7 protein-coding genes are annotated in these 13,828 nt (G+C 45.4%); 2 read left to right on the top strand and 5 right to left on the bottom strand.

All coding sequences use genetic code 11. The features are described from left to right. Window positions 1–220: 220 nt before the first annotated feature. Together PQG66_RS13785 and PQG66_RS13780 are read right to left on the bottom strand one after the other, a co-directional pair. Window positions 221–1,846, bottom strand: coding sequence for a rhamnogalacturonan lyase B N-terminal domain-containing protein (locus PQG66_RS13785; RefSeq protein WP_272038293.1), 1,626 nt, complete (start codon window positions 1,844–1,846; stop codon window positions 221–223). Window positions 1,847–2,177: 331 nt separating this feature from the next. Next, window positions 2,178–4,769 (bottom strand): S-layer homology domain-containing protein, encoded by a 2,592-nt coding sequence (locus PQG66_RS13780; protein ID WP_442955106.1) that lies wholly within the window; start codon window positions 4,767–4,769, stop codon window positions 2,178–2,180. 220 nt (window positions 4,770–4,989) lie between these two features. On the opposite strand from PQG66_RS13780, the gene PQG66_RS13775 reads away from it, so the two are divergent. Together PQG66_RS13775 and PQG66_RS13770 are read left to right on the top strand one after the other, a co-directional pair. After that, window positions 4,990–7,335, top strand: a complete 2,346-nt coding sequence (locus PQG66_RS13775; RefSeq protein ID WP_272038292.1) for an AraC family transcriptional regulator — start codon at window positions 4,990–4,992, stop codon at window positions 7,333–7,335. Window positions 7,336–7,355: 20 nt separating this feature from the next. Then, window positions 7,356–9,011 carry an extracellular solute-binding protein gene (locus PQG66_RS13770; RefSeq protein WP_272038291.1) on the top strand — a complete coding sequence of 552 codons (1,656 nt, stop codon included), beginning with the start codon at window positions 7,356–7,358 and terminating at the stop codon, window positions 9,009–9,011. A gap of 767 nt (window positions 9,012–9,778) precedes the next feature. Here the strand turns inward: PQG66_RS13770 and PQG66_RS13765 are convergent. From PQG66_RS13765 to PQG66_RS13750, 3 genes are all read right to left on the bottom strand, one after another. Next, window positions 9,779–10,198, bottom strand: coding sequence for a MarR family winged helix-turn-helix transcriptional regulator (locus PQG66_RS13765; RefSeq protein WP_272038290.1), 420 nt, complete (start codon window positions 10,196–10,198; stop codon window positions 9,779–9,781). 66 nt (window positions 10,199–10,264) lie between these two features. Next, window positions 10,265–10,999, bottom strand: coding sequence for an SDR family NAD(P)-dependent oxidoreductase (locus tag PQG66_RS13760; RefSeq protein WP_272038289.1), 735 nt, complete (start codon window positions 10,997–10,999; stop codon window positions 10,265–10,267). 473 nt (window positions 11,000–11,472) lie between these two features. After that, a complete protein-coding gene (locus tag PQG66_RS13750) occupies window positions 11,473–13,596 on the bottom strand; it encodes a TerD family protein (protein WP_272038711.1) in 2,124 nt (707 codons plus the stop codon). Window positions 13,597–13,828: the final 232 nt, after the last annotated feature.

Here is a 13,828-nt window from a genome sequence, read left to right as displayed (position 1 = left end):
TGTATTGAAAATTATACCACTATACAGAGCCGCTTCTCCAGCATAGAGAACAACGATCATTATCCTATTCACTCATAAATATTGAAGATATATCATAATTTCACTCAACCAAGTAAGGCACATAACGGAGGTAACCTGAACAACATATCAAAGTGGCCCAACCTCATGTTATCCATTCAGTCGGGCCACTCTATTGATAGCTTACTTCAATAATTCTTGGTTAATTCAACAGCTCCACGCAATCATATACCCAGCCTGCACTTAACCAGTTCCCCAGATCACTGGAGCCACTGATTGGCGTGATCGTAATGGTGTTCGCTCCATTAACGAAATAAGATGCGGGAATATTCCAACTAAAGGTGGTATTATTTCCACGGTACGTACCGATTGTGAGGCTGCGTGAATCTGGCTGCGAAGAAGGCGCCGGATTGCTTAGTGTACGCCCATTAATCGCTACACTTGGTCTACCATTATTGTAAGCAGCCGTAATACCAATGTTCAGTACGTGCGAGGAAGCTGACTGTGTTGCATTCAGGTTAAAATTCACGGTCGTAGGTGAGTTCTCACCACGGAACTGAATGGCGGGAAAACGGTTCGTTGCACTGCCTGGGACATATGTGACCGGTCCCCAGCTTGGATTGCGGCTATCCGAAGGGTGTCGAACAGGAATCGTCTGCCCGTTCAGGAACTCTCGCGGTGTCCCATCCCAGTTGCCGATTCGCCAGATGCTGGAGGCTTTGCCTGGATCATTGGTAATGGCGCGGGTGTTCACGGTTGTTGTCTGTGCTGCATTAACATTCACATTTTCCGTATATACAGCAAGTTCACCTTTATATACGGTCATGGTGTATGTTCCCGGTATCATATCATTCTTGGTGGCTGCACCGCTGGAAGATGCATTAACCCAATACTGAGCGTTACTATTCGCGAACCCAATGGTATATTCAAATCCTGTCTCCATTCCCGAAAGTCCGTTCAATACCACATTGCCCCGACTAGCAACCCATCCTTTCAGATTTAATTCCGACATCCAGCCGAAATCAGGCACCGGTGGCGTTCCACCTGTTGTAAAAATAAGTGCGTACGGCCCATGCAGACCCAGACGCCAATTCTCCGTTTGGGCATGCCTTGAGTTCATATAATTGTAGACTTCTGTTTCAGATCCGCTTTGAAATTGAATATCACGGAAGAAAGGCCCGCCCGAGCTTTTCTCGCGGCTACCATATGCCATGAATACACCTACTCCGTTGCCGGTTACACCTCGAACAGACAGATCTTTCGCCTGATCATTCCCATAGTATTTGGAAGCTGACTGCCCATTGGCAAACCCGAATACATCCTCGCTCTCGATGAATCCTGTATTACCACGAAGGTTAGAGTTCACAGGTACGCCTGTAAGCACACTCCCATTGCCACGAAATATGTATCGAAGTTCTCCAATAGATGGCTGTGCTGTAATGTGAGTCGCCATATAAATCATGTTCTCACCACTACGCGAAGCGTAGTAATGAGTCAATGTAGTCGTAGAGACCGTGATTAACACCGTTGAACCAGAGGAAGATTTGCTCCATGTCACATTGGCCGATGAACCCAATCCCGAGCTAATATGGGACCCCCTGCTGCTGTTCAGCTCAGTTCCGTTCAGCTTGGCCGATATGATGTCTCCATTGGCTTTATTCACGATATACACAAGTCCAGATCCAGTATTTACTTCAATTCTGGAGCCACTGTCAATGACCTGAATGGCCGCAGCATTGCTAGTAGAAGTAGGAAAAGCAAAAACAGAAGCTGCCATGACGATCAGCAGCAGCATACTCAATCCCTTTTTAGCCCAATGTCTAGTCACGTCAATATCTCTCCTAATCAAAATCGTTATGTAATATGCGCACACTTTTTTTATGAAGCTAATTCGATATAGCGACCTGCTACAGCCCCCTTTTCCCCATACTTTTTAATCGTTGATTGGTTCTCTACTTACAATTACATTAATATAATACTATTAAATTACATATTATTACAATGATTACATCTTATTTATTATTTTTTCATGTGCTGCACTATGTTATTAAAAAACCAAAACGGCTCGCATATGCGAACCGTCCGGGTAATTTTGAGATCAGATCAAGTTAAATAGAGACGTTATGAAAGTTTATCTACAAATCCGATGAAAACCATAATTACAATCCTGCAATCAATGACTTGATCTCACTATCGCTTTCCAATGCTCGGATAATGATCGTTACCGCTTCAGCGCGAGTAGATTTGCCGTTAGGAGCGAACGTGGAAGCCGTTAATCCATTCACTAATTTCGCGGACGATGCCAGTTCAATCGCTTCAGCGGCCCAGTTACCGGATTTCACATCGCTGAATTTCGTTGGAGCATCGATTGCCAACGCATTCAGATCAAGGACACGAGCAATGATAGCGATCATCTCTGCACGAGTGATGGTTGCATTCGGCTTGAACGAACCGTCTGCGTAACCATTAATTACGCCTTTATCCGCCAGAGCACCAATATACCCTGCAGCCCAGTTAGAATCTACATCTTTGAAGCTGTGTGCTGCTTTATTCTCAGTCATTCCGAAAGCACGAGCAATCATCGCTGTAAATTCAGCCCGTGTTACAGGAGCATTCGGCTTGAACGAGCCGTTCTCATAGCCGTTCACGACACGCAGCTTCAGAGCAATGTTAATATGTTCATTAGCCCAGTGACTCGTGATATCACGGATAGGGAATTGTTGATTTTTCGTTGCAGCAATCGACTCATTAATCGTCTTCAATACATCTTCCTTGCTTACAACACCTGATTTGAATGAATCCGTCACCGTTGCTGGCGGTGTAGTTGGTTGACTTGTTGATGGCGTTTCTGTACCCGGTGTTCCTGTGGAAGGTACGGATGGTGTTGCAGGCGTCGATGGTGCAGTTGAAGAACCGCCGCCACCTGTTCCTGGTGTTGTAGGCGTAGTGCCTGAATCCGTTGGATCTGTAATTACTAGAGCAATGCGGTTGTTTTCATATACAACTCGTGTGCTGTATTTCGCTGGTAACCCTTCGACATGAACGGAAGCAAACTGACCACTTCGTTGATTAGCATCATGAGTTACCAGTGAGAACGTGCCCGTACCCGGTACGTACCCATTACCGAAGTTCACATGCAATGCCCCGGCAACTTGAACCGCACCTTTTACATCAAGTACATCTGATGCTGTTGCTACATTCAGTTCCAGTACCCCTGTTGATCCTTGAGTGAAGTTTCCTTCAATGTTCCACTTACCATATACACTTTCGGTAACTGTACCGCTGTTGTTTGTAACATTGCCTGTCCCAAACGCAGACGCGGTATCTCCTTCCAATGTCCCTCCATTCACTTCCGTACCACCGGAATACGTGTTATTCCCTCTTAATTTCAGGGTGCCGCTGCCCTCTTTCGTCAGCTTACCCGTGCCAGAAATATCATTTCTCCAGATATCCTGAGCATGGAATCCGCCTTTGGCCGCGTCCATCGTGATTTTCACATCATGATTGAATGCACCATATCCATCTGCAGCAGCAAACAAGTTAAGACGTCCCCAGCCCTCTGAATCATCCAGTACCGGATAACCGGAAGCAATGGCCGTTGTTGCCAGTACAGCACGGCGTTGCTCATCCGACAGATATGGCTGTCTCGTCTCAAGCAGTACTTCTGCGCCTTTAGGTACAGCAACCGGTTTGCTCGTTGAATCGATCTGCGGGAATCCATACGTTAAACGTTGTGTGTACTCTTCTTTATTCTTTTGGTAATCCGTGAACCGGTCTTCTGCTGTTCCATTTTGCTGCAACAGGATATCATGTGCTTGCTTGTATGCATCTTGTTTCAACTGTTGATTATCCGGATCATTCAAAGCGGAAGCTGCGAATGCTGTCGCCAGTACACGACCTCCCATAACATCCAGCGGTGAGTGCATACCAGCTACAATCCGGTCATCTCCCATTTCAGATGCACGTGTCAGCAGCTCTTGAAAACGCTCTGGAACGGAATAGGCCAACGCTATTGCTGCAAGATAAGAAGCATTCGTGTGTCCACTTGGGAATCCACCGTCGGATTCTGGAGTGCTGCTTCTCACCTCTTTAAGTGTAGGTACAATAATGGATAAATCATTTTTCCAACGGAATGGTCTCATATATTGGTAAAATTTCTTCGCTTGTTGTGTTGAGGCATAGTCACCCCGTACTTTACCAACCAAATCTACCATTTTGCCAAGCTCAGAGCTCGAGTCTCCCCCTTTGTTGGAATTATTCGTGTCTGTAAACTTGGTCGTCAGTGCTTCTTGTGGAATATACGTAATCGAAGTAACTGTTTTGGACATATCACGATATACATCCGTCAAAGCACCCAAACCTTCTACTGCTCCATACGTCTGATTTCTGCGATCTGTATAGTATGCATCTTCTTCATCTTTTGCAGTGCGCGTTTTCGAACGCTCTTCTACATAATCAATGTTATAGTCCAGCACCTGTTCATTCAGCTTGGTCCCGTTATCCCAGGATTGCCCTGGTGTCCATAGTTTCAGAAACTCCGAGAGAGTACCTATTGCCGGATTACCATCAATCGTCATACCTGTTCCCGTATTATTTTTGTACGTGTCTACAAAATATCCCCATGTTGGTTGAGTCGGTAAGGGAATGGTCGTCTCATCCGATGCAGCGAGCACGTTACTTGCGGCAAAGGTATTGGATAAAAGAACGACTCCCATCGCTGCGGCGAACAATCTCTTCTTGTTGCTTTTGATCACTTTCGTTTTCAAATTCGTCGACTCCCATCGTTTAATAGTTGGTCTCGGTTCGGTCTCAATGTAGCATTCGGGCCGCAAAACCAGCAATAAAACAATTTCGTCTTTGTATTACTTTTGACGCAAAATCATAAATCTTCAACATTTTACATGAAGTTAATATAAATCGTGAACCTTGCAGAAATCGAGTAGTGTATAATGTGGCCGGGAGGAATGTTTGATGAAAAAATGGAGATCTGCATGGGCCGGACTAGCCCTTTCCTATGGTTCAATCGTGGTCATCGTTGTGCTGTTGATCTGTTCATTTTTCTATATCTATTTCTCGCGCAGTTACAATGAAGAATTAAGAAACAAGAATCAGCTGATTCTTGAAAATACAGCACGTACCATTGAAGGGACGGTACTCAAGCGAGTGCAGCAGATGTATGTCGATCTAGCGCTCGATAAATCAGCTAACCTTCGTCTCTTTGCTGATCAGGAAGATCGAAATGGATTAAATCAGGTGGTGGACCTGCAAGAACTGCTCAAAGCCAAGGTGGCCGCCAATACCGATATCGTTCAAGGCATTCATCTCTATTATCCTGCACGTAATATAATGCTCTCTTCCCTCTATGGACTGCGCTATAATGCGGACCAGAGCGAAGGATCGGGGTATTATGCGGACTGGCTTCAGGAGATGCGTATCAGTAAGCATAGCAGTCTCTGGACACCGACACGCCATATTCCAAAGGATATTTTCTCTTCCGAGACGAACGGGGATACCCATGGCTTGTTTACATATGCACACAGCTATCCTTTTCGTTCAACCGGAGAGACCAGTGAAGTCATCATTGCCATCGATGTAAAAGAAGAAGCCGTGAATACCATCATCGAGAATATGATGCCTTCCCAGTATCAACACACCGTGATCATCAACGCTGCCGGAGATGCAGTGAGTCGTCTGCAAGAGCATAGCTCTGGGCAAATGGATGTGTACACACCCAGCCTGAAGAAAGTTCTTTCACTGGGCCAGGTAAAAGGTAACTTCGACGAGAACATTGGAGATGCACCTCATGTCGTTTCCTATCAGACACTGCCATCTACCCAATGGAAAATATATAGTGCAACGCCATCCAGCTATTATTATGAACAATCCATCATGATCCAGAAGCTGATTCTCGGGATCTGTCTGATCGCACTGTTAATCGGGCTGATCTTATCTGCCGTGCTTCTCCATGCTAACTATAGTCCGATCAAACATCTGGTAGCCCGTATCAAGGATTGGTCAGGAACTTCGCCGAATCAGATAACCAACGAATTTCGCTTAATAGACAATGCTTTTCTTCACCTCAAAGAACAAGTGAGCCATCTCGAAGAGACTGTGAATGCAAATAGCGCAGCCGTGCGGCATAAAGCGGTACTTAACCTTTTGCAGGGTAACCCGGAACATAAGCCTTGGAAAGAGGAACGTGCTGCACTCGGGATCGCCAAGCAATACAAGGAATATTGCTGCATGCTGATGAATACCGGAGCCGGGGTTACACTCGCTGGATATGACGCTGCAACACAACCTGAGGTCATTGCCAGACTAATGCATGGACTTGAATGCTTGTCCCTGCAAGACAGCCGACTCATTGCAGAAGAACTGCCGGATAAGAGACTTGCCGTCATTCTATGTACGGATGTGGCTTCAGAAGCATTATTGAACAAGTTCGCCGAGCTGCTGCTCGCCGAGACACGTCAGCAGCTACAACCCGATATTCAGCTGTCTACAGGCTGCTGGGTCAGCGATCTCAGAGATATTCATAAAAGCTTCTATGAAGCCCAGGTACTGATGAAATATGCTTATTTTTTGCCAGAGCTGCCCATTCTGAACGATCCTGCTCTGCTTCAGCGAGAGCACAGTCTGGATGAAATTCCGCAGAACCTGCTCGGCAAGTTCAGAGATAAACTTCAGAGCAGACAGCTGGCTGAAGCTGTAGGTACTATCGAACAGGTGGTTGAACATATGCGGGAAGGACAGTACCCTGCGGATTATTGTCATTTTATCCTATCGAATATGGTATTTAACTACTCCGATGCAGCCAAAAACGTGCGTTACAAACACCCGTTGCAGTTCGGACACCCCGACCTGTATCACGAATATACGCATCAGCGTGATATTGTGGCATATCGCAACTGGCTTACAGCATCGATCAGTACTTTTATGGAAGAAACCGAGAATCGCAACAGTGAACGAGCTGTATCAACCATTGAACTGGCGAAGCAATATATTGAAGCTAATCTATCGGAAGACCTCTCGCTCGAAGCGGTTGGAGCCAAAGTATTTCTCAGTCCCAAGTATTTGAGCAAGCTCTTTAAGGAAGAGATGGGGGTAACCTACACCGATTATGTAACCTCCCGCCGGATGGAGCAGGCCAAAGTATTGATTGAAAACAACAACATGACCATTGACCGAGTGGCAAGCTCGGTGGGTTACGGCACAACAGCTTATTTTATTAAACGATTCAAGGAAATGTACGGCTGCACGCCTGGCAATTATGTACGCAGTCTATCTTCGGCAGCCATGACAGAGGCCGGATCATAAGGATGAGGAGGATGAGCCAGATGAAGATGAAGGAACCGAAGTGGGGGACGAAGGTCTCTTATCGCTATCGGATATTCCTGACTACAGCTCTGCTGACGATGATGGGCGCTATTCTTGGTGGCTGCAATCTACTGAGCGGGCCAAGCGCCATGGTTGAATCGGAGCCGGGCAGCACAGCCTCCCCTCTTTCGGACAAAGCCAAATTCCATATCTCGTGGACGATGCATCAGAATCTGCCAGTTCCCCAGAATGCCGAGATGTTGGAACAAGTCGAACAACGTTTTGGTGTAGATCTGGACGTCTGGAATATGGAAAACAATAAATACGAGTCACTTCTCGACATGAAGCTGGCTCAAGGTAACATTCCTGACCTGTTTCGTATCCGGCAGCCGCAGGATCTGTTGAAGTATCAGCAGCAAGGGGTGCTTGCCGAGATTCCGGTAGAGACACTGAATCAATATGCCCCGAATCTGATGCGGATCATTCATGAACAAGCCCCTGCTTATGAGAACGCAGGAGTCATCGACGGCAAGTATTATGGCATCCCTGTCATCAATCCAACCAACATCTACCGTACACCGGTGGTATACCGCCAGGATTGGCTGGACAAGCTGGATTTGTCCGTTCCGCAGACACTGGCAGAATTCGAGAAAGTGATCTATGCATTCACCTTCAATGATCCGGATGGTAACGGTATTCAGGATACGTATGGTTTGTCCAGTGAAGGCATGAATATCGTATTCGGAGCCTTCGGTCAGATTGTTTTTGCAGATCAGCTATACTTTGGTACAAAAGATGGGAAGAAGGTTATCGGTGCGCTGGAACCTGAGATGAAGGAGGCACTGATCTATCTGCGGAGATGGTACAAGGATGGCGTAATTGATCCTGAGTTTGTGACGGGTGAGAATAAAGGCGGCTATAAACATCTGTCCCATGCGTTCATCAACGGTAAAATCGGCATGACCTCGATGGGCAATTACTACCACTGGATTCAAGATGGTGATTATGAGGATTGGCGTGTTGAACGTGACGGAAACGTGGTGAAGAGTCCTGTCCAAGCTACATTTAATGTGAAAGAATTAACAGCCAAGTTCCCCGACGCTCAGGTCTCATTAGGCAGACCTTTCATGGGTCCTCACGGACAACGTGGCTCCAAAGGGAACGACATGTTAATGAGCTTCACCGCGATTGGAGCGGATGCGGTCAAGGAGCCGGGCAAGCTGGAGATGATCCTGCGCATTTTGGACGAGGTTAGTGCCAGCCCTGATCCAGACAAGGCAGCAAGCATGACCTATGGTATGCAAAATAAACATTGGACGTGGACACCCACGGAGCCTGGGAATGTCGTCATCATGCCGCCGTATGACACTATGTTCGGGTACCAGAATACGATTGGTGCCAATATCGGCATGACTGTTCCGCTGAAGGAGACTGGAGAACGTGAACAATGGGCAGCCACACTTCACCTCGATCAAGATGGCATCTATAATGCACTGGAGGTTGCCACTCCTGCTTTGGCCAAATACGGTGATTCGTTGATCCGGTTAAAAAACAAAGCCTATATTGCGTTTATTACAGGTGAGCGACCACTTAGTGAATTCGATGAATTCGTACAGGAGTTCATGTCCGCAGGCGGTGCACAAGTGGTGAAAGAAGCAAATGCTTGGGAGCAGTAGCACAGTCAAAATTTAAACGTTCCACAGTTATACTAATACTACCGAAACGCCAAAAACGCGTATATAGCGCGTCATAGGATCGTTATATTTTAAGCATACGAATCAATATTAATAGCTTTAATGTGTTATGTTCGAAGAAGTATATTTATATAAAATATCAGAACAACAACAATTGTAAAACTGATACTAGCCCAAATTATATTTTTGGCTGAAGCCTGGGGATTAATAACTTTCGAGAAATTATGAATAAATAAATAACTAAATACAGCAACTATAGTTAGAATCAAAGGTGTGACTGTCATATTCCAAATCCTCTCATTTTAGAAAATCAGACTGTGTCCATGTCCATGTGTACGAAGTAGGTCTTGCTTCATCATAATTAGATCCTATGCCTATAGAAAATGAAGGCTTTTTAGAAAACGTGAATTCAGGGTCAGTTACAGCAAGCCTTTTACGGAAATAATTTCCCACCTGTTTTTAAAACGACATTTAACACTGTATCAAATGGAAAAATATAAATCATGATTCTAATATCCTAAATTTACCTATTTTAAAACGAGAAGTAATTTAAGAACAGAGCACTATAAACATACTGCTAAATTACCTCTGACTAGAAAGTAACGTTCACCAAAGTAGCCAAATGCACTTCTTAGTTACACCTGTTATCATTAACCGCTCTGTATATCTCCACAACGTAAAAAAGGAACAACCTTGCGGCTGCTCCTTCCTTTCTATGCATTTTAAATTGCATGGCAGGCTATTATAGCTCAGTCTTCCTGACTCATCTTCTCAAAAATACGTAGTAATTGGGCACGATCCTCTTCATTTAATTTCTGGAATAAATTTTTACGTAGCTTCTGACCTTCCACTATTGCTCTTTCGAGGATTTCAGTCCCTTTATCGGTAATGTTCAAATAGATAATACGACGGTCAACTTCATCTACCGTTCTGACGACTAACTCCTTGGCTACCATTTTGTCAGCTAAATAACTGAGCGTAGGCGGAGATAATCCCAAGATCTTTGCAATATCCGAAGGTCGGCTTTTTCCATTATGGTGGAGATGGCTGAGTACAAGGACATGAGAGATGCCGAGGTCCTCATTGAATGATTTGTTCCATTGTATAATCAATTTATTCGTGAAATTATCCATGTTGTGTATGAGTTCAAAAATATTCTGTTCTTCCATAAGATCCTCCTCGTAAAAATAAACAACAGCCCTTATTCAACTTAAGGGCTGTTATCATTTTACATCCTATTGGGCGGAGTAGCCACCATCGATAACCAATTCAGCTCCTGTAATGTACGATGAATCATCCGAAGCTAGGAACAGCGCGGCTTTGGCAATATCGGTAGCCTGACCAAGACGCTGCAGTGGCGTTGCCTGAATTAATCGTTCAAGCAGTTCCTTAGATGCGGTTAGAGATTGAGTCATTGGTGTTTCGATGATCCCTGGGAATAGAGCATTCACCCGAATACCTTGACGTCCAAAGGTAGTGGCAGCTGCTTTGGATATTGCACGTACCGCGCCCTTGGATGCAGAGTAATGATTAAATCCTTGTCCGATCAAAGCGGTGTATGAAGAGATGTTGACGATCGAACCTTTCTTCTGCGCTGCCATATAAGGTGCAACATGTTTCATGCCAGCGAATGGGCCGAAGCCGTTAATGGAGAGCATCTTCTGCCAATCCTGCGCATTGATTTCCTCAAATGGCTTCTCTGAAGATATACCTGCATTGTTAACCAAGATGTCTATTTTACCAAAACGTTCGCTAACTTCCTTCGCTAATTTCATCCAATCCTCATCCGAAGAAACATCCAGCTTCATTCCGTGCACATTCGCTTTCTGGCTTGCTTTCTCCAGTGCTTCCTCATTAATGTCTGCAGCAATAACAAGGGCACCTTCCTGTGCAAAAAGATCCACCATGCCTTCGCCAATTCCCGAGGCTCCCCCAGTAATTATAGCTACTTTATTCTCTAATTTACCCATATGAGATACTCCTATCTTCATTTGATTTGGATGAATCTGAGTCAATTGTAATGTGTTAAAATTAGCAATAAGCTCCTTCATGAGCTATCCATTGAGCTGCGGACAATCCTATTCCAGAAGCGCCACCAGTAACGAGAGCTACTGGGTCTTTCTTTCTTAGCATGACACTCGAGCTCCTTTCATAGATAAACCAAAATAGTTAGTTATCTAATAACTTTATATAATATTTAGATATCTAATATTTTTATGACTAAATACTATCATAAGTACTGACTCTATTCAAGTATGTCCATACATTTGCATTTCTTTCCTACATATAACATTGTCTTCTTCATGTATCTCTTTTCTCCACCAGCATGGTAAAGGCCAGGCTAAAAACAAAAAAAATCATTGTTATCCAGCAGATTAGATCACAAAAAAGAGCAGCTATGCTGCTCTTCTCTATCCTCAACTCTATTCATATCTACTTGGACTCAGGCCAGGTACTCCGCCATAATGTGCTCCATATCATAGGGTGTTATGCCTTCATCGACTGCATAGATGGTGTCAGCCCCGTCCTTCGTATCTACCAGTTCACCTCTCGCCTTCGCATGTAACATAAACAAGTCATACAGATCAGGTTTGCGTAATGAGGTCATCGCTTTCCCCATCAACACCATCCCTTTCTGATTCCCCTCTACGTTATTGTAGTAGTCCGGATATCTCGTCAGTGCGAGATCCGTCCAGATGATCGTACGCTCGACCAGATCCAGAATAACGGGAATGGCAATCTGTGTATCTGCCGTAATATCGATCTTGTTTTCTACTGTGGATGGCTCATAGATTTCACCCGACCCCGGCTTCTTCCGCATCATCCAACCCGCAAAACACTCCGGCAAGTTACAATAGGGATGACTGGTGAAGGAATGCAGTGTGGTGACCACGTAACGCCCGCCATAATTCACAATGGAAGGTATATGCAGATCAATAAATTCACTTGCACCATAGGGCGCAGTCACAATATCTCCGCTATGGACAGCCTTATATTTAACAGACCGCAGATTCGTATACGAGATATGTTCAACGTAATTCCAATTCTCGTCATACATCACTGCCGACAGGTCAATATCTACACGTCCCGTAGATGTACCATCCACCTCGCCCTCTTTCCACCAACTGAAGAAACGAATCGTATCCCCTTCCCCCATCGGGATACGGCTTCCCCGTACAATGGTTCGCAAGGCCTTGCTCGCAGATCGTTGTGAAAAGGGAACCAGATAATGCTGTAGCCGCTCATCCACATACGTCTTTCCAAGCGCAGGAAAGTCCGAGAATCGTGTAATTAAAGCCTGCTCACACAATTGCACCACTTCCTGGCAGACCGCCTCGTTAAGCTCCGGTAGCTCATTCGGAATCCCATAAGCTTTCGCCACATTGCCTTTCGGGAAAAAGACCCGTAAATCTGGCGCCTCATTCCGCTGTGCAAAATGCTGTCTTACCTGTAATAACACCGGCGTGGATACCTGTGCAGCTACCTCACCGAAGGCTAATAGTACATATTCTTCATCTTCTGTAATACGCAGCATATGATCCAGCTTCCGCGCAAACTCACCTGGACGCTGGGATAACAGGTCAATCAGGCTCCAGATATTGCGATACTCAAATGCCAGTTCTACGCTGCCGTTAAAGGTCGTGAACGGCTTGTTATTACGTAAAATATCAAAGGCTGCCTGGCTCCGCGGATAACGAAGCTTGTATTCGGATGGGTGCAGAATCTCTCCCAGCCGAATCCAGCGATCCTTGTAGCGGAGCATATCCTCTGTGATGGAGCCGCATTGCTCCAGCAAGCTGAGGAGCAGGCGGCGCTCACGGCGTTTGAACTTACGAAAAGGCGTGGCCGTTGCCAGACTGACGTCTCCCTCCGACCAGGATACCGCCAGACGGAGCACATCGCTTGCCGTTTTAAAATAAGACCCGATTCGCTCCATGCTTGCCAGTTCATATTTCAATAACACCGCCACGACAAAGCCTAAATTCTCCTTAAACGGAATTTCCTCAGGCAGCATCACCTCGACATCACTCGGATCAGCATGTTTCAATACTTGTTGGATATCCTTCTTGTCCGTATCGGAGATGGAGCCTTTCGCTTCAATCAACTGACGAATCAGCTTCTGGAACGCTGACTTGTTGCCCAAGTCAATGACCTTGAGCTTTGTCTGCTCCAGTAGAGGAGCTCGCACGCCAGCAGCCATAGCCGAGGAGTCGAAATCGTCCAGTGTTAGATGCGTCAGATAGTGGAAGATAGCGTTCAAATACAGCTCTGCTTCGTCCTCTTCCATCACCTGTTGCGGGAATCCCGCGTACATGGGTTTGTACTGTACATGGGCACCGACCATGACTTGCAGGTCTTTCACCAATTGTTGCATCAACTCTTCGAATTGCTCCTCGGAAAGAGTTCGTATGGCTTGCATTAAATCATTGGAAAAGGTGAATCCGAGGGACTCTATATTTTTGAGTGCAGTCGCCAGAACCTTTTTGGATAACTGCTGCTGTCGCTGTTCGTTCGGTTGAATCATCATTTTATTGGCTCTACGCACGTAGATGCTATTCATTTTCATAATGCTGTAATTGTTCACTTGGTTATTGTTCATGATCAAAGAGTCCAGGAGAGCCATATCCCTATATAACATTAGTTGGTTGGTTTAGAAGGAAGGAATATGATAGCCTGGACGCCTCCTCTCTGAAATTGAAATCTTCAGGAGAGCGGCGACCCTAGAATCTCCAATGATGTGTAGAAGGAAGGACCGCCATAGCCTGAAGACCAAAAGTTCGAAGTTCCGAGGTTCGTAA

It is taken from the genome of Paenibacillus sp. JJ-100 (assembly GCF_948329825.1).
In the GTDB taxonomy this organism is placed as follows: domain Bacteria; phylum Bacillota; class Bacilli; order Paenibacillales; family Paenibacillaceae; genus Paenibacillus.
This window is presented reverse-complemented; position numbering and strand designations above follow the sequence as displayed.

What these genes read in the sequence shown, in the direction of transcription:
- PQG66_RS13775 (WP_272038292.1), top strand. Translation starts at nt 4,990, where the DNA reads ATGAAAAAATGGAGATCTGCATGGGCCGGACTAGCCCTTTCCTATGGT.
- PQG66_RS13770 (WP_272038291.1), top strand. Translation starts at nt 7,356, where the DNA reads ATGAAGATGAAGGAACCGAAGTGGGGGACGAAGGTCTCTTATCGCTAT.
- PQG66_RS13765 (WP_272038290.1), bottom strand. Translation starts at nt 10,198, where the DNA reads ATGGAAGAACAGAATATTTTTGAACTCATACACAACATGGATAATTTC.
- PQG66_RS13760 (WP_272038289.1), bottom strand. Translation starts at nt 10,999, where the DNA reads ATGGGTAAATTAGAGAATAAAGTAGCTATAATTACTGGGGGAGCCTCG.
- PQG66_RS13750 (WP_272038711.1), bottom strand. Translation starts at nt 13,596, where the DNA reads ATGAAAATGAATAGCATCTACGTGCGTAGAGCCAATAAAATGATGATT.